The organism is Lentzea sp. NPDC051208 (assembly GCF_040682435.1).
GTDB lineage: Bacteria > Actinomycetota > Actinomycetes > Mycobacteriales > Pseudonocardiaceae > Lentzea > Lentzea kristufekii.
Map to the genome: position 1 here is coordinate 289,498 of NZ_JBFBAW010000013.1, position 15,800 is coordinate 305,297.

15 protein-coding genes are annotated in these 15,800 nt (G+C 66.8%); 8 read left to right on the forward strand and 7 right to left on the reverse strand.

The genetic code is table 11. The features are described 5' to 3' along the window. Window positions 1-555 precede the first annotated feature (555 nt). Genes AB0M48_RS30220 through AB0M48_RS30230 form a run of 3 tightly spaced genes read left to right on the forward strand, consistent with a single transcriptional unit; the run spans window position 556 to window position 4,443 of the window. A complete protein-coding gene (locus AB0M48_RS30220) occupies window positions 556-1,629 on the forward strand; it encodes a polyprenyl synthetase family protein (RefSeq protein WP_363848511.1) in 1,074 nt (357 codons plus the stop codon). Window position 1,630: 1 nt separating this feature from the next. Continuing rightward, window positions 1,631-3,220, forward strand: a complete 1,590-nt coding sequence (locus AB0M48_RS30225) for a prenyltransferase/squalene oxidase repeat-containing protein (RefSeq protein WP_363848513.1) — start codon at window positions 1,631-1,633, stop codon at window positions 3,218-3,220. Between the two features lie 14 nt (window positions 3,221-3,234). Beyond that, entirely contained in the window at window positions 3,235-4,443 is a 1,209-nt protein-coding gene (locus tag AB0M48_RS30230; RefSeq protein WP_363848515.1) for a cytochrome P450, read from the forward strand. Window positions 4,444-4,885: 442 nt separating this feature from the next. On the opposite strand, the gene AB0M48_RS30235 is transcribed toward AB0M48_RS30230, so the two are convergent. Beyond that, on the reverse strand, window positions 4,886-6,289 hold the full coding sequence (locus tag AB0M48_RS30235) for a tryptophanase (protein ID WP_363848517.1): 1,404 nt from the start codon (window positions 6,287-6,289) through the stop codon (window positions 4,886-4,888). A gap of 87 nt (window positions 6,290-6,376) precedes the next feature. Here AB0M48_RS30235 and AB0M48_RS30240 point away from each other — a divergent pair, with 87 nt between their 5' ends. The 5 genes from AB0M48_RS30240 to AB0M48_RS30260 all read left to right on the forward strand — a co-directional run bounded on the left by AB0M48_RS30240 (window position 6,377) and on the right by AB0M48_RS30260 (window position 11,854). Next, a complete protein-coding gene (locus AB0M48_RS30240) occupies window positions 6,377-7,495 on the forward strand; it encodes a DUF5937 family protein (RefSeq protein ID WP_363848519.1) in 1,119 nt (372 codons plus the stop codon). Window positions 7,496-8,127: 632 nt separating this feature from the next. After that, on the forward strand, window positions 8,128-8,601 hold the full coding sequence (locus AB0M48_RS30245; RefSeq protein WP_363848521.1) for a hypothetical protein: 474 nt from the start codon (window positions 8,128-8,130) through the stop codon (window positions 8,599-8,601). Window positions 8,602-8,776: 175 nt separating this feature from the next. Then, on the forward strand, window positions 8,777-9,709 hold the full coding sequence (locus AB0M48_RS30250) for a hypothetical protein (protein WP_363848523.1): 933 nt from the start codon (window positions 8,777-8,779) through the stop codon (window positions 9,707-9,709). 518 nt (window positions 9,710-10,227) lie between these two features. Beyond that, entirely contained in the window at window positions 10,228-10,443 is a 216-nt protein-coding gene (locus tag AB0M48_RS30255) for a hypothetical protein (RefSeq protein WP_363848524.1), read from the forward strand. 112 nt (window positions 10,444-10,555) lie between these two features. Next, window positions 10,556-11,854: an FAD-dependent monooxygenase gene (locus AB0M48_RS30260; protein WP_363848525.1), complete on the forward strand. Its 1,299-nt coding sequence runs from the start codon at window positions 10,556-10,558 to the stop codon at window positions 11,852-11,854. Window positions 11,855-11,999: 145 nt separating this feature from the next. On the opposite strand, the gene AB0M48_RS30265 is transcribed toward AB0M48_RS30260, so the two are convergent. From AB0M48_RS30265 to AB0M48_RS30290, 6 genes are all read right to left on the reverse strand, one after another. Further along, a complete protein-coding gene (locus AB0M48_RS30265; RefSeq protein ID WP_363848526.1) occupies window positions 12,000-12,833 on the reverse strand; it encodes a haloacid dehalogenase-like hydrolase in 834 nt (277 codons plus the stop codon). Further along, on the reverse strand, window positions 12,830-12,988 hold the full coding sequence (locus AB0M48_RS30270; protein WP_363848528.1) for a hypothetical protein: 159 nt from the start codon (window positions 12,986-12,988) through the stop codon (window positions 12,830-12,832). The genes AB0M48_RS30265 and AB0M48_RS30270 overlap by 4 nt, the downstream gene beginning before the upstream one ends. Window positions 12,989-13,234: 246 nt before the next feature. Further along, entirely contained in the window at window positions 13,235-13,594 is a 360-nt protein-coding gene (locus AB0M48_RS30275) for a hotdog fold thioesterase (RefSeq protein ID WP_363848558.1), read from the reverse strand. A gap of 617 nt (window positions 13,595-14,211) precedes the next feature. Then, window positions 14,212-14,418 (reverse strand): hypothetical protein, encoded by a 207-nt coding sequence (locus AB0M48_RS30280; protein WP_363848530.1) that lies wholly within the window; start codon window positions 14,416-14,418, stop codon window positions 14,212-14,214. Between the two features lie 91 nt (window positions 14,419-14,509). Beyond that, a complete protein-coding gene (locus tag AB0M48_RS30285; protein ID WP_363848532.1) occupies window positions 14,510-15,232 on the reverse strand; it encodes a helix-turn-helix domain-containing protein in 723 nt (240 codons plus the stop codon). A gap of 77 nt (window positions 15,233-15,309) precedes the next feature. Beyond that, window positions 15,310-15,800, reverse strand: a 491-nt coding sequence (locus AB0M48_RS30290; protein ID WP_363848534.1) for a flavodoxin-dependent (E)-4-hydroxy-3-methylbut-2-enyl-diphosphate synthase, incomplete at its 5' end; no start/stop codon positions are given.

Below are 15,800 nucleotides of genomic sequence, written 5' to 3' on the forward strand. Positions count from 1 at the left end.
TGTGCGGACCACTGTGGTGGACCCGAGCTGGATCCGGACCTGCTCGCGCTCGCGGAGCGACATCGTCTGGTGGTCGCGGTCGAGGACACCCTGTCCACTGGCGCGCTCGGCGGACGGATCGCGCAGACGATCGCCACCAGCGCCAGTCGTGCGTCGTCACCTTGGCTCTCCCATCGCGGTTTCCGCCTCATGCGTCACGAGGAAGCTTGCTGCGCACCAACGGTTGCATCCGGCCGGAGTCACCACCGCTGTCATGAAAGGCCTCGCCGCGATCAACCGCGCACCTCGGCGGAGGAGCTTCCGGTCCACAGCGTGATCATGTCCGGCCATGACGACGTGCGGTCGCTGAACGACTTCATGGCAACGATCGCGGTGAGGTCTACGTGCCCGATAGTGCGAACTCAAGGGCTGTGTCTGTTGTACCGGATTTGGTCTTCCCGCTGTTCCACCGCGGCCGTGACCGGGCCAAGACTCGTTGCACCCGACCGACGTCGATGCCCAGCTCCCGCTGATCTCGTGCATCGCGTCCCGTCGCCGGGAAATCGAGGTGATCCGATGAGCGAGGTGTCCGGCACCCCTCACGCTGTCAGGCAGTCGCGCCCTGCACAGGAAGTCGCGGAAATTCTGGCTGCTGCGAAGAGCTTGGCGGGCCCCGCCATGCACGAGGCGGTGGAGAGCTTGCACCCGATGCTTGCCGAGATCAGCTCGTACCACCTGGGCTGGCAGGACGCCGACGGCAGGCCGGTTCCCAACGGTGGCGGCAAGGGCGTGTGTCTCGCGATGGCCGTGCTGTCGGCCGAGGCGGCCTCGGCGGCAGGCGAGGTCGGTGTGCCGGGCGGAGTCGCCGCAGAACTGGTCCACGTGTTCACCCACATGCACGACGACATCATGGACGGCGACGACCGACGCCGGCACCGGTTGAGCGTCTGGCGTGTGTACGGCGCCGGCCGCGCGATACTGACCGGCGACGCGCTGCTCGTTCTCGCGCTGGAGGTGCTCAGCCGGATTTCCGACGGTGGAGGGAGGACAGCGACACTCGATCTCCTGTCGATGTGCCGGCGGATGGCGTTCGGCCAGGCGCAGGACCTGAACTTCGAGACACGGCCGGCAAGTGGTCCGAACGCGGTGGGGGTCGAGGAGTACCTGGCCATGTCCGCCGACAAGACCGGCGCGTTGTACGGCTACGCGTTGCATGTCGGCGCGGTGCTGGCAGGAGTGGAGCCGGCCGCCGCCGACCTTCTCGCACAGGCAGGCGAACACCTCGGTGTCGTTGCACAGGCCGTGGACGACGTGAACGGCATCTGGGGTGATCCGGCCGTCACGGGAAAACCCGCGCTCAGCGACCTCCGCACGAGGAAGAAGACACTCCCGGTGGTGGCGGTGCTCTCCGGGAGAACACCTGCGGCACTCCGCATCGCCGAACTGCTCGGCCGGCCCGCCGACGCCGACATCGACCTCGAATTCGCGGCGGGCCTGCTGGAGGAGGAAGGTGGCAGGAGGTTCGCGGAGTCCACCGCACGGGAACACCACCGCATGGCACTGGACTGCCTGCGCGCGTTCCCCATGCCGTCCCCCGTGCGCGAGGACCTCGAGAACCTGGCCGACTTCGTGCTGCATCGAACGGCCTGACGTGGAGAGCGAACACGATTCAGCGGTCTCGTTGCTGGCGGAGTCGCTGTCCGATCCGTGGGGCGCGGTCTCCGCGAGCTGCTACGACACCGCGCACGTCGTGCGTGCCTGGGCCAGAGGTACCGGGCGGGTTCCGGACGAACTCGGCCGATCCTCCCTGCGTTATCTGCTGCGCAACCAGAACCCCGATGGCAGCTGGGGACCCACCGCAGTGCCCGCGGACTATCGCGCGCTCCCCACGCTGGCCGCCATCTGCGGCATCCTGGCCGTCATCAACGCAGCACCCGCATTGGAGGCCGACGAGCTGGCGGGTCCTGTGCGCCTGGCTCTGGAACGGATCGCGCACGACCTGGCCGATCTGGATCCGGACCTGTTGCCCGACCTCACCGCCATCGAGAACCTGCTGCCCGCACTGCTGGGCGAGGTGCTGGAGCACCTCGATTCCGGCCCGGCACGATGGCCGATGCGCGAACGGATCGCACAGGCGTTGGCACGCTGTGGGCCCTGGCGCGACGGGCTGGCGAAGCTGCGCGCCCATGCCGCCGACGGCGGTCCCATCCGCGAGCAGCTCTACTACACCTGGGAGCTGTTCGACCTGCCGGAGTGCACACCTCCCACACCCGCCACGGGCCACGTGGGAGGTTCACCCGCGGCGACCGCGGCGGCACTGGCGCGCGCGAGCAATCCCTGGCCAGAGGCCGTCGACTACCTGAGCCACGGCGCCCGAGTCCTCGACGGTGGACAGCCGCACACGGCCCCGATTCCGGTGTTCGACCGGGTTTGGGTCCTGACATCGTTGCTGCGTAGCGGTTTCACACCGTCCTACGAGGACAGGGAGCAGATCGTCGAGTACCTGCGCAGCCAGTTGGCGCCTGAAGGGCTCGCCGCCGGTGTCGGCCTGCCCATCGACTCCGACGACACCGCCGCTGTCCTGTTCCTGCTCAGCCTGCTCGGCGCCGACGCCGATCCGACGTGCCTGCTCACGTTCGAAGCGGACACGAGGTTCACGGTCTACCACGCGGTGGAGCGCACGCCGTCAGTCAGCACCAACGCGCACGTTCTGGAGGCACTGACTGCAGCGGCCAACGTCGATCCGGGCCGCACACGACTGCGCACCGCGGCGGCGAAAGCGCAGGCCTTTCTGCTGGACACCCAGCTGGACGACGGATCCTGGGTGGACAAGTGGCACGCCTCGCCGTTCTACGCGACGGCGTGCGCCGCGCTGGCGCTGGACTACGCGGACCGGGCTGGATCAGTCATGAGCCTGCGCCGCGTCATCGACTGGCTGTTGGACTCTCAGCGTCCCGACGGTGCCTGGGGCACGTGGTGCGGCACCCTGGAAGAGACCGCGTACGCCGTCCAGCTGCTGCGGTTGATCGGCCGTCATCACCGCGGCGCCGCGGTCACCACCGCTGCGGACCGCGGTCATCGGTTCCTGCTCGAGGGCGTCATGGCGAGCGCTCACGACCCTGTGCGCACCCCGATGTGGCAGCTCAAGGAGCTCTACCAACCCACTCGCATCGTCGCCGCGAACGTGCTGGCCGCTGTCCGGCTCGGCCACCACGCGCCCCGCCACGACCGCTGGATGTGAATTGGAGGCCACCGATGGCCATCGAGGACGCAGTGCTCCGCTTTCCGTTCGCGGGCGGACCGCACGGCGAACCGCCCGACGAGTACGCGCAGCTGCGTGCCGAGTCACCGGTCACTCCCGTCGTGCTGGCCTCGGGCAGCCGGGCGTGGCTCGTCACCCGGTACGCCGACATCCGGACCGTGCTGACCGACGACAGGTTCAGCCGCTCGATCGGCGCTGACGGAGGGCCGCGGATCAGCAGCGGCATCGACCCGTACCTCGATTCCGCACTGCTCATCCACACGGATCCGCCCGATCACGGACGCCTCAGAAGCGTGGTGCAACGGGCCTTCAAGGCACGCGCTGTGCAGACGTTGCACGGCAGGATGCGAGTGCTCGCGGAAGACCTGGCCGACGAGCTGATCGCCGCCGGTCCCCCGGCGGACCTGGTGCGCGACTTCGCTTTCCCGTACGTCGGGCAGATCACCGCCGAACTGCTCGGGATACCCGATCCCGACGTTGAGCGGATCAAGGCGTGGACCGAGGTGATCTCATCGGTCACGAGGCACACGAAAGAGGACATGCGCACCGCGTCCCAGGAGCTCGGCGCGTTCGTGGGTGGCCTGCTCGCGCTCAAGCGGTCGGCGCCGGGCGACGACGTGCTGAGCGTCATCGCCGCGGCACGTCTGGCCGGTGAGATCGACGACCACGAGATGATTCTCCTGGCGCGCACGCTCACGTTCGGCGGGTACGGCACCGTCACCAACGTCCTGACCCGTGGCGTGCTCCTGCTGTTGCGGCACCCGGACCAGCTCGCGCTGCTGCGAGAAAGACCGGCACTCATCCCCGCCGCCGTGGAGGAGATCCTGCGCTGCTCGATGGTCGGCGGCAACGGGCTGAGCCGCATCGCGGTCACCACGGAGGACGTCGTCCTCTCCGGCGTGCGCATCGGCAGGGGTGAGACCGTGATCAGCCCGTTGACGTGTGCCAACCGGGACCCGGCCGTGTTCGCCGCACCGGACCGGTTCGACATCACGCGCGACGACGTCGAGGCACACCTCGCGTTCGGACACGGCAGGCACTTCTGCCTTGGCGGCGCGCTGAGCAGGCTCGAACTCGGCGTGGCGCTCGAAACGCTGTTCCGCCGACTACCGGGGCTGCGCCTGGCAACCTCCCCGGGGGAGTTGCGGTGGACACCGGACCTGCTGCTCGACCAGATGGACTCCCTGCCAGCCGAATGGTGACACGGCTGTCCACGCGGGACCGTCGCGTCCGACCGGGACGATGGAGCCGACTCACCTGCCGACAATCGCCGGACACTCGCGTTCCGTGCCGCGGAACAAAGCCTGCCTCCAGGAAAAACCTGAAGTTCACGCTCGCACGGTCGCACCGCTGACGAGCGAATGAACGAGAAACGCAGATACGATCGAAAGTCTTCCCTGTCGCACAGTCCTCGGCCACTCGCCCGTCCCGACCCCCGGGACGGGCGATGTACCGATGTGTCCACCGATCGCGACATCTGACGAGGCAGGAAGCTCGTGCACGGGCTCGCGACGACGCAGGCCGCCCTGCCGACCTGGAAGACCACGTCGAAGGACCGTTGGAGGAAGAATCGTGGAGCTCATGATGGCGCAGTCGTTCGAGGCCTCCACCACTACATCGAATGACGTGCCAGGCGTCGAACCATCACGCAACGATCGCCTCCTTGCGACCGGAGTCCAGCGCCACCGGCTCCAGACGGGCGCTGAAGTGCCGGAGCACCGCAGGGGCGTCGACGATGCGGTATCCCGGCAAACGAGCGGCGTCGCGTGCGACGGCACGCAAGGCCTCACCGACGAAGTCCAGGTGGCTCCGGGTGTAGACCCGACGGGGCAGGGCGAGGCGGAGCAGCTCACGCGGAGCGGGCAGATCGGGACCGCCTGCCGGATCCGGGCGGCCGAAGGTGAGCGAGCCCAGTTCGACCGAGCGCACGCCCGCCTCCAGGTACAGCGCGCACCCCAGGGAATGCGCGGGGTACCTGTACGCGGGAATGTGCGGGAGAAATGCGCCGGCGTCCAGGTAGACCGCGTGGCAACCGGTGGGGCGGACGGTGGGTATACCCGCGTCGGCGGCGAGCGCGGCCAGGTGCGCCGTGGCTGACGCACGCGCCTCGAGGTATCTCGGTTCCGTGACCTCCACCAGCCCCTGGGCTAGTGCTTCGAGGTCACGTCCGGCGAGTCCGCCGTAGGTCGGAAAGCCCTCCTGGGTGATGAGGACGTTCCGGCACCGTGCGGCGAGGTCGTCATCACGCAGCGCGAGCAGGCCGCCGATGTTCGCGATCCCGTCCTTCTTCAGCGAGGCGATCGCACCGTCAGCCAGGCTGAAAGCCTCTGCCGCCACGTCATGGGGTGGGACCTGGGAGTACCCCGCTTCTCGCTGGGTGACCAGCCAGGCGTTCTCGGCGAAGCGGGCGGCGTCGAGGAAGAACGGCACGCGGTACCTGTTGCACAGGTCCTTCACGCCTCGCAGATTGCGCATCGAGACAGGCTGTCCGCCGCTGGCGTTGTTGGTGATCGTCATGATCACGGCCGCCACTCGCGGACCGTCCGGGCCGCCGAGCACCTCGCGCAGGTGTTCCAGATGGATGTTTCCCTTGAAGGGGTAGTCGCTCGCGAGGTCCGCGGCCTCGGCACACGGCAGGTCGCGGGCTTCGCAGCCGGCCAGCTCGACATTCGCGCGGGTGGTGTCGAAGTGCGTGTTGCTGAGGGTGATCTGACCGGGTTCCAGCAATGCGGAGAACAGCACACTTTCAGCCGCACGGCCTTGATGCGCCGGAATGACGTGCGGATATGACGTGAGTTCGGCAACCACCGCTCTGAAGCGGTCGAACGAGCGGGCGCCGGCGTAGGTCTCGTCGCCTCGCATCAGCGATGCCCATTGCTCCGCGGACATGGCACTGGTGCCCGAATCGGTCAGCAGGTCGATCGTGATCTGGTCGGAGCGCAACGCAAAGAGGTTGTGGCCGGCTTCGCGGAGCGCACGACGCCGCTCTTCCCGAGTGGGAAAGACAAGCGGCTCAACGACTTTGATGCGGTACGGCTCCATGATCATGTTTATCAGTCCTTTTCGGAGTGGTTCTCGCCGTTGAGTTTTGGTGTCGAGAAGCGCGGAATCAACTGATTGTGCAATCATGCAATCGTGATCTCGTTGAGGTTCCTGTCACAGGCAGAGGAGCAGGTCGCGTTCACCACCTCCGCGCTCCTCGAAACGGTGCACTCGTGGCACGCGCTCGTCCGGCCGGGACACCACGCCCTGCACGCACCATGGGTGCGCCGATGCCGGAGCCTGCCCAGCGGGCTACGCCGCCTGTTGCGGGAACACGAGTTCATGGTGGCCGGATACGTGCCCGCCTTCTTCGAGAGCCGGGCGGACGACCACGAGGCCACGTTCGACGACCAACTCGCCGCGGTCCACGCCACGGCTCCTGAGGAGCTGGCCGCAGAGCTGGCCCAGACGTTGATCGACACGGCGCGATACCGGGGTCACGACCTTCTCCACGACGGCCACGTCCGCGACATGGCGTTGCTCGAACTTGCGGCCGTGGATGCGGGCCGAGCCGAGTTGCTGCGCCGCGTGCTCGATGATCCCCGTCGCGTGCTGGACGGTGCGCTCATCGCACTCGGCGAGTACTGGTCCGCCGCTTTCGCCGAGCAATGGGACAGTGTCGAGCCTTTGCTGCACGAACAGATCGCGCGCACAGGTCAGCAGATCGCGCGCAACGGCATCTTCTCCATGCTGCGCACGCTCATTCCCGAGATCCGCGTGGACCTCGCCCAGCGGTTGCTGAGCCTGGACCGTCCACACGACCACGAGGTCACGGTCACGAGCATGCGCCCGGTCACGTTCACTGCCAGTCACTTCGTGTGGCCGCACGTTCGCGTCACGTGCGATGAGCCGTGGCCGCTGCGCGTGACCTATCCCGTCATTCCGCTGGCCCCAGCGCCACCGGCGGCAAGCAGGGAGGACGTTCTCCGCTCACTGCGAGCCCTCGCGGCCGCGCCGCGACTCGAGATCCTGTCGGCACTCGCCGAGCAGAGCAGGAGCACCCAGGAACTGGCCTCGCTGCTCGGACTCTCGCAGTCGGTCGTATCCCGGCACCTGCATCAGATGACGCAGGCCGGCTTGCTGACGACCCGCAGAGACGGCTACTACGTGCTGTATTCGGTCGACCATTCCCGTGTCAGCGCGATCGCCGCTGCTGTCGAGCACCTCGGCGGCGCTCCACGGCATCAGCAACCTCGTCTCCGCGAGAACTAGGGAAACACCCTCGGGTGGCTCCGTGATGCGCGTCACACACTTCTGGTACGAGGAAAAACAGGAACCGGGAGGTCGTGATGATCGTCGAGATCCGCAGCCGACAGGCACCGAACCCGCGCGCCGCCTTCGTGCAACACCGCCGTGCGATGGCGAGCACCGACGGCGGTGTCACCGAACCACCGCCGTCGGTGCTCGCCAGAGGAAGAGCGGCGATGCTCGCGTGGGAGGACGACGAGGAGGACTGCGGACGGCTGGCCATCAGTGGCAGGCTGACCTGTCGCATTCATCGCCGTTGGTTGCACGAGTGCATCGCCTCCCCCACGCACATCAGCGGTGTGTCCGGCCATCGTTGGTGTCGTCGGCACGAATGCGCCACGTCAGTCGTCGTTGACGAACTCACGAGCGTCGTCACAATGGCTTGCCCGCGGTGTGGGAGCACACAGCTCAACGCGGAGAACGAGGCAGTGCTCGCGGCTTGCCGGCAGAGCATTCGTGCGTCGCACGCCTGGCAAGGTCCGGCCGTGGCCCAGCAGCACCACGCGGCGTGAACGAGAACGACCCGCCGTTCGGCGCGAGGACCTGGCGACGCGCCCGGAAGTCCGCCCTTCCGGCAGTTGCCAGCGGCAACGATCATGGACCAGATTGGCCACATGTGCCGCAACAGTGAACGAACGCGAGGTGCACTGTCGATCAGCGCCGGGATGTCCCTTCTGGCGTTGCTGGTCATGATCTCCGCCTGCAACGCGGACACGGGGGCCGACTGCACTGTGATGGGCGCACCCGCCGGGATCGCGGTACAGGTCGAGCACACGGCCGTGGCGGCCGTGGACGTCAAGGCTTGCTGGGATGCCACCTGCGTGGCCACCACCGTCCGTCCTGAGCCCGGCCACGGTGAGACCACGGGAGAGATTGCGCAGGTCACTGACATTCCAGCCCGTCCGGTCACTGTCGAGGTGTCCGCCACCGCCGCGAACGGCGCCACCACCGCCGTCGGGACCGTCACGGTCAACCCGGTCCCCCTCCATCCGAACGGCCCGCAGTGCCCGGCTACGGGAAACCGCGCCAAGATCATCATTTCAGCGGACGGAACCGTACTAGCCGGTTGACGCAGTCTGCACGCCACTCGTCGACCGACCTTCTGTCTTCGGCTGCTTCACGGAAATCGCGTGGTTCAGCAGACTGGGGACTGTCCCCAGGGTCTCGCAGAGCCGGTCGTTGCATGCTGGAACCGGCGCGATCAAAGACCTGGCAACCCATCCGCGCCGCCACCGGAGGTGCGCGATGTGGCACGACGACCTGGCCTCCAGGATCCATTCCGCGGCGTGGGACCGAGTCGCGACGCTGTTCGGCACCCGGTTGCCGAGGACGGACGTCACAGCACGTCTCGCCGCACTGACGGCTCTGGCACGATCGCATTGGGACTTCCGGCTTGGCGGGGAGCGATCGGATCTCGGGAACGACCTGTGGTTCGACAGCAGGTCCGCCGCCATCGTCGTGGACGCGGCCGCCGAGCTGGACATGGTCCACTCGACACGGGCGGCCGCCGATCGGTATGACGGCGTGATTGTGCCGGGGGGTGCGGGACACGCGCCGTTGCGGCGACTCACCTACGCGCTGGAACAGCGCATCGAATGCGCGTGGATCGCGATGCTCGGCAGCGACCGGATGGTGACCGACGAGGAACGCGTCAGGTCCGACCTCTACGCTCCGGCAGCACGGACGGAGTTCGACCTGATGTCCGCTGCAGTGGAGGTCTCATCGGGACGGTCGTCGTCCGAAGATGTGATGCTGGCGGCAGGTTACGAACACGCTCCCGGCACGACCGCACGACTGCGTCGCTACCACGGCGACCCCGGTCCTGTCTCATCGGCGCCGGTGTGGTGCCTGAGCGCACCGGCTCCGGCAGGTCGTACCCGCGCGGCCACGGAGCACACTTTCGAGCTGCTGAGCGCGGTGGCATCTCAAGTCCTCCATCCGTTCTCACGCCTCCTCGTGGTCACGAACGCGTTGTACGCGCCGTACCAGCACATGCACGCATTGCGCGTCTTGACAGCATCTACTGGAGCGCGGGTGGACGTCGCCGGGTTCAGCGCAGGCCACTTCGGACACGAGGTACGGCTGTCACCCGTCCTGCTTCTCCAGGAAATGAAGTCGTACGTGGACAGCATGTGGCGATTCACTCTCGGGGCGGGGTCCGTGGAACTGGCCGCGTAAAAGGTTCGGCACGACGACGAATCGGTCACCGAGCGTCGAGAACGGCATCTGCCTGCTGCCCTGCCGAGGATGACTCGCGTACACCTGTGGCGAAGTGAGCTGCGGCGGCATGACCGCAGACGAGGCCGGCGGGCGTGTCCGGGTGGGCCGTGGTGACAGACGCGGCTGGTATCTGTCGGCCGAACCATCGGGCGGCCTTGTCACCGAGCCCGTCGAACGACGCGCAGGCGAACAACACCTTCGTTCAAGACCCATCCAACAACGTCACGCCTCCGATGACGAGCTGACTTGTCAGCCACCAAGCCATCCCTTCACATCATCACGATCAACGAATGCCTCTGACCGGCTCAATACCAGGCCCCTGACACGGTGCTGTTCCATTGCACTTACGGGCAGCGACCGTGTTCACGGGACGGTCCATTCGCCCCCTGCTTCACCGTCGCACTCGAACGTACGGTCGTCTACGCGAACACTTCGGAAGGGCTCGACCGACCTCGAGCGTGTTGGAGGAAGCGGCAATGGCGCTGACACAGGCACTCGCGTCGGTACTGCACCACCATCTGCAGGTGATCGATCTGGCCGACCTGGGCCGAATCCGCCTCGGTCTGCTCGACCCCTTCCCGCACGCGGTCGGAGACGAATCAACGATTCGCCACCTCATGGCCCTCACCAAGTTGTCAACCAAGCAGCCTACGAGCGCCCACAGGACGACCGTCGTGCCGGTCTCGCCGTGAAGCTTCCGATTACGGGGCACCTGAGGGCTGCGGGTGGAACGAGTCGGCCTCACCCGCGTGCGGTCCTGGTCACCGATCTCGCGCTACGCCAACCAGTGAATCGAGGAGTCCAATGGCGACAGACGCCACCTCAGCGCCGACGAACCTGGCGCAGGGCCTGAGGGTCGGTATCGTCGGCGGGTCGCTCTCCGGCTGTGCGACAGCGATCGAGCTGAAACGTGCCGGTTGTGACGTCACAGTGTTCGAGCGATCCGACAAACCGCTGAAGAGCCGGGGCGCCGGCATTTCTTGTCCACCGGCACACCTCGAGGTGATGAAGGAGCGGAACCTCGTTGACGCCGACCTGCCGATGGTGTCGGCTCAGCATGCGCAGTGGACGATTCGTGCGGACGACGGCGCCCCGGCAGGCCGCACGCTCTGGAGCACGACGACGAACCTGAATTCGATGAACTGGGGAATTCTGTTCGACAACCACAGGTCTCGTGTTTCCGACGACGTGTATCAGGCGGGCCGTCGCGTGGTCGGCATGCAGGATCACGAGCACGGCCCGGTCGTCCTCGAGTTCGACGACGGCGAACGGCTCGAGTTCGATCTCGTCGTCTTCGCCGACGGCGTGAACTCCTGGGGGCGAGCGCAACTCTTCCCGGAGGCGCGCATGCGCTATGCCGGTTACGTGCTCTGGCGCGGCACCGTCGAGGAAGAGCGGGTGCCCGCCGAGGTGCGTGACGCACCGCCGACCCTCGAATGGGCGGTGCACGAAGAGGGCGTCTGCGTCATGTACAAGATCCCCGCACCGGGACGCTGCTCCGGACCTCGTGGGCGCCTGGTGAACTGGATCTGGTACCGGATGCTGCCGGAGGAGAACCTCCCGGCACTCTTCACCGACCGGCACGGGCGACTGCACCAGGGATCGATTCCCCGCGGTGCCGTCCGGGAGGACGAGGTGAGGCGCATGACCGAGGACGCACACAGGTTGCTGCGCGGGTCGGTGGCTGGTGTGCTGGCTGCGACCTCGGAACCGTTCGTGCACGGCGCGTACGACCTGCTGAACGTCCCGTCGTTCGTGCGCGGCCATGCCTGCCTGCTCGGTGACGCGGCGTCGATTCCGCGCGCTCATGTGGCCGCCGCCGCGGTGAAGGCGCAGAACGAGGCGATCGCGTTGGCCAACGCGCTCCGGACAGGAACAACGGTCCGGGAGGCGTTGCAGGAGTGGAACACCGAGGTTTACCCTGCCGCCGAGCGAATGGTGGACCTGGGCAAGCTGCTCGGTCAGGCGCAACTGCTGGACCCGCCCGACTGGCGCACGATGGACGAGTCGGGGATGGCCTCCTGGTGGAAGGACCTCACCAGCCGGGGACAGGTCTACTACCTCAAAGACGGAGCGGCAGCGGGCCGGTTGTCGCCATCCTGATCGGCGGCCGAACGTGCTGGAAGGCTCTCCCTGTGACGAAGGTGCTTCCCACGGTCCCAAGTGGTAGGACTGCCCGGCTTACGACTCGTCGTCGCAGAGCGGACGCCTTCCTCGTGTAAAGGCCGTCGATCAGGCCCTGCGCCTGTTAGCTCCGCATGCGGAGCCCGATGTGGTCCCGTCGTGGCCAGGTCAGCTCTGACCGATGTGCGGCGTACAGCGCACACATGGAGACATACGACCAATCGCTTCCGCAACGCGCTGCATCGGCAGCACCGGCGGTGCAGGCGTCAGTCGATGCCATCTGATGCAAGCGTTCTTTCACCAGTTCATGCACCGTCCCGCGGTCGGCGACAGGCCAGCCCTGGCCGCCCGCACGTGAGAGGAACTCACGGTCCGGCTCGTACGCGATCGCATGTTCGACCTGCTCTAGCGCATCCACGTCGCCGCCGGTGCCACCGACCGCAAAGCAGCCGGCCCCCGTCGCGGCATGGCTGGCGAGGATCCGCTTGACGGTATCCTTCTTGGCGTTGACCGCCGCGTGCACCTCATGCACGCCGAGGTCGTGCGCGATCACCGAGACGATGGCCGCAGGACTCCCGGACACGATGACCGGCGCTACCGCATGTGAGCGCAGCACCGTGAGCAATGGTCCTACGAAGGCGAAGGGCGCTCGTCGTTCCTTGGCCCACACCTGTCGTGCGGCGCTGGCGAGCAGGTCCTCGTCGACTGCCGCAAGGACGTTGGCGCAGACGCGCGTCGTCAGCTCCGTCATGCGGGCGTGAGAACTCCGGCCCATGTGGTAGGCGACGTGCGGGCCACGCACAGCGCTGCGGTGACGCGCGGCCACCGCGCCCATCGACACCAGTTCGTCGAGCAAACTCAGGCAGCTGACCCTGGGATGAAGTGTTCGGTCGACGTCCAGAATCACGACTCGCTTCATGACTTGCTCCAGGGTCTTGAGCTTCAGGCCGACATTCATGACTCCAGCCGGCAGTGGCGCAGCTCATGGGGCGGCCGCGGCCGAAGCGGCCGAAGCGCATCGTGCTTCTCGGCGGTCACCTTGAAGGTCGCCTGCAGCGGGCCCAGGTGGATCTTCTCACCGCAACCGCCCAATACCACGATTCCGTCGGTCATGACTTCTCGCATTCGTCTAACGACTCCGCGGTCACCTGGTGTGCGAAGGCCGGCAGCCGACAGCGAACCGAGATTGGCGCTCGTCGCCGGGGGTGTGCTGAACAGCACTCGGACGCGATCGTCGAGTGCTGCTCGGCAAGTGTGATCGTCACCGCTGAGTCGATCGGGCCTTCAATGACAGCAGATCTCCGTCCGCACAGCCATGTGCTCGCGGGCTGCCGAAAGGGCACAGGGAGAAGCCCCAGATCAGGACCCCGGAGTCTTGTCCCGCAGAGTGCAGGTGAGGCGTGCGGTGCAGGTGCGGTTGCCGTTCTCGTCCGTGATGACGATCTCCAGCGTCGCGGTGCTGCGGCCGAGGTGGATCGGTCGACAGACTCCGGTCACCACGCCGTCGCGGGCGGCGCGGTGGTGAGTGCAGGAGAGCTCCAGCCCGACCGCGATCTTGTCGAGCTTCTGCCCGTGGATGGCAGCCGCCATCGAACCCAGTGACTCAGCCAGTACGGCGTTGGCTCCCCCGTGCAACAGGCCGTACGGCTGCCTGTTGCCCTTGACCGGCATGGTGCCGATCATTTCATTGACATCCCACTGGGTGATCTCGATGCCCATCCGCGCGAACAGCTGCTCTTCTGCGAACATCGGGGGCAGGTCGATGGTCACGGTTTCTCCGTTGGAGTTGAACGAAACGGTCAGACGTCGACACTAGCCGCGGCATTCGTCGCCGCCTGCACAACGAGCGTCTGCTGCTCGATCGGCTTTCACTTGGTGCCCTTTCGGCCTGTCGCTCCTGGCACCGCATGCGGAACACGCGAAGGCTCTCGTAGACGCGTCGGTGCGGAACGGGAGGCCGGCACACATCGCGCCAACTCCGCGGCGCGTTACCGCCACGGTCGGCGGTACCTTTGGGGCAGCGTCCCGGCTGCTGGTAGCGCGCTGACATACGGCGTTGGGCCTACCCGACATCCAGGACGAGCCGGCGGTGCACGGGCGAGCCATGACGAGTGAAGGAAGAATTCGACTCTTCTGCGATGCATGATTCGGAAAGATCATCGATAATCCGACGAATGAGCATCCCGAAGCACCAACCCGGGACGCCTATTCGTGCGGTCTGCCCGAGGCAAGCCCGACTTGTCCGTGATGGTGCACATGTTCACCATCGCAAGAAGGAATGATCAACCAAGGGCTTCGTTCATGATCAACCAGGTGTCACGCCGGACGCCCGGACCCTAAAACCCAAGCCTAGGGTCCAGCGCCGGAAGGCTGCGGGCGTTGAAGTCATGAATCACGTCCCGCACCGTGCCGGCGTCCGCCGCGACCAGGCGCACGATCGACGACGCAGGGTCCCGGACGACCTGACACCACATGCGCGACACGCGGAACATCACGCTCACGCGCAGGCGCAGGCGCGGACTGGCCGATGTCGGCGTTCTCATGGCCAGCTCCGAAGCCGGTTCGGGTCGCACGCGAACGCTGTCCCGCTCGCATCGCGCGTTCCTATCGACCGGCTGCTGGAACGTCTTGCTGTTACGACGCTCGACACGCCGGATCGTCAGCCACCGCCCACCGGCCCCCTCCGTGCACAACCTTCCGCAGCACCATGGCCACCTGACGGTCCGAGACCTGTTGCAAAGTTCCGCTCACGGAAATGGCCGCGGGGATTCGGCCGAGGACACCGAGTGAGACGGCCATCGTGACGAGACCCGGCTGGGTCGCGCCGCGGTCCAAGGCCACGACAAGACCACTGGCACAGCTCGGAACCGACGCTGAACCTGTGGCGCCTTCCAACACAGCTCGTCCCGCCGCCACTCGGCTCGCCAGCCATCGCGTTCCACGTCCGGACCCGCGCGTCGTGGTGTGCTGTGCGATGTCGAACTGGTCCACGCAGCGCACGAGATCGCCATCAAGGATCATGAGCTGGATCAGCAGGTGCGTTCTTTCGAAGATCTCGAGCATGAGGGGGCGTGCCCGGTCGGCCAGCAGATGCTCTTGGTCGTTGAAAGCGATGATGCCTGGCAGGTGTGCCGTGAGGCGGTAACCGGAGCTCGTCCTGACGATGACCCGCTCATCCTGCAGCGCGCGTACCAACCGGTGCACCGTCGCCCTGGGAATCCCCGTACTGGCCGACAGGGCTGTCATGCTCGACACGGTGCCGCCCTCCGAGAGCGCACGCAGGATGGCGCAGGTCCGTTGCACAAGGCGGGGTGTCCGGTTGGCGTCTGTCGTGCCCGACAAGATGTTGGCAGGCATACGGGTCCTCCAATCGATGCGCTTCCAGACGCGTTCCGGCTGGCCGGGTCTCGCCGAGTGACGCATCACTTGTTCGGTCAGCCGGCGGTGACGGTCGGGGGTTCGCCGGTTGCTTCCATCTCTTCGGCGATGCGCATCGCCTCTTCGATGAGGGTCTCCACGATCGCGTGCTCGGGGACGGTCTTGATGACCTTGCCCTTCACGAAGATCTGGCCCTTGCCGTTGCCGCTCGCCACGCCCAGGTCGGCCTCGCGGGCCTCGCCGGGGCCGTTCACCACGCAACCCATCACGGCCACGCGCAGCGGCACCTCCATGCCCTCCAGGCCCGCGGTGACCTGCTCGGCGAGCGTGTACACGTCCACCTGGGCTCGGCCGCACGACGGGCAGGACACGATCTCCAGCTTGCGCGGACGCAGGTTCAGCGACTGCAGGATCTGGTGGCCCACCTTGATCTCCTCCACCGGCGGGGCGCTCAGCGACACGCGGATGGTGTCACCGATGCCCTGGCGCAGCAGAGCACCGAAGGCCACCGCGGACTTGATCGTGCCCTGGAACGCCGGACCGGCCT

Bases quoted from the DNA above. Each gene is read 5' to 3' on its own strand.
- AB0M48_RS30220 (WP_363848511.1), top strand. From the start codon at position 556: ATGAGCGAGGTGTCCGGCACCCCTCACGCTGTCAGGCAGTCGCGCCCT.
- AB0M48_RS30230 (WP_363848515.1), top strand. From the start codon at position 3,235: ATGGCCATCGAGGACGCAGTGCTCCGCTTTCCGTTCGCGGGCGGACCG.
- AB0M48_RS30235 (WP_363848517.1), bottom strand. From the start codon at position 6,289: ATGATCATGGAGCCGTACCGCATCAAAGTCGTTGAGCCGCTTGTCTTT.
- AB0M48_RS30245 (WP_363848521.1), top strand. From the start codon at position 8,128: ATGGACCAGATTGGCCACATGTGCCGCAACAGTGAACGAACGCGAGGT.
- AB0M48_RS30250 (WP_363848523.1), top strand. From the start codon at position 8,777: ATGTGGCACGACGACCTGGCCTCCAGGATCCATTCCGCGGCGTGGGAC.
- AB0M48_RS30255 (WP_363848524.1), top strand. From the start codon at position 10,228: ATGGCGCTGACACAGGCACTCGCGTCGGTACTGCACCACCATCTGCAG.
- AB0M48_RS30260 (WP_363848525.1), top strand. From the start codon at position 10,556: ATGGCGACAGACGCCACCTCAGCGCCGACGAACCTGGCGCAGGGCCTG.
- AB0M48_RS30265 (WP_363848526.1), bottom strand. From the start codon at position 12,833: ATGAATGTCGGCCTGAAGCTCAAGACCCTGGAGCAAGTCATGAAGCGA.
- AB0M48_RS30270 (WP_363848528.1), bottom strand. From the start codon at position 12,988: ATGACCGACGGAATCGTGGTATTGGGCGGTTGCGGTGAGAAGATCCAC.
- AB0M48_RS30275 (WP_363848558.1), bottom strand. From the start codon at position 13,594: ATGGGCATCGAGATCACCCAGTGGGATGTCAATGAAATGATCGGCACC.
- AB0M48_RS30280 (WP_363848530.1), bottom strand. From the start codon at position 14,418: ATGAGAACGCCGACATCGGCCAGTCCGCGCCTGCGCCTGCGCGTGAGC.
- AB0M48_RS30285 (WP_363848532.1), bottom strand. From the start codon at position 15,232: ATGCCTGCCAACATCTTGTCGGGCACGACAGACGCCAACCGGACACCC.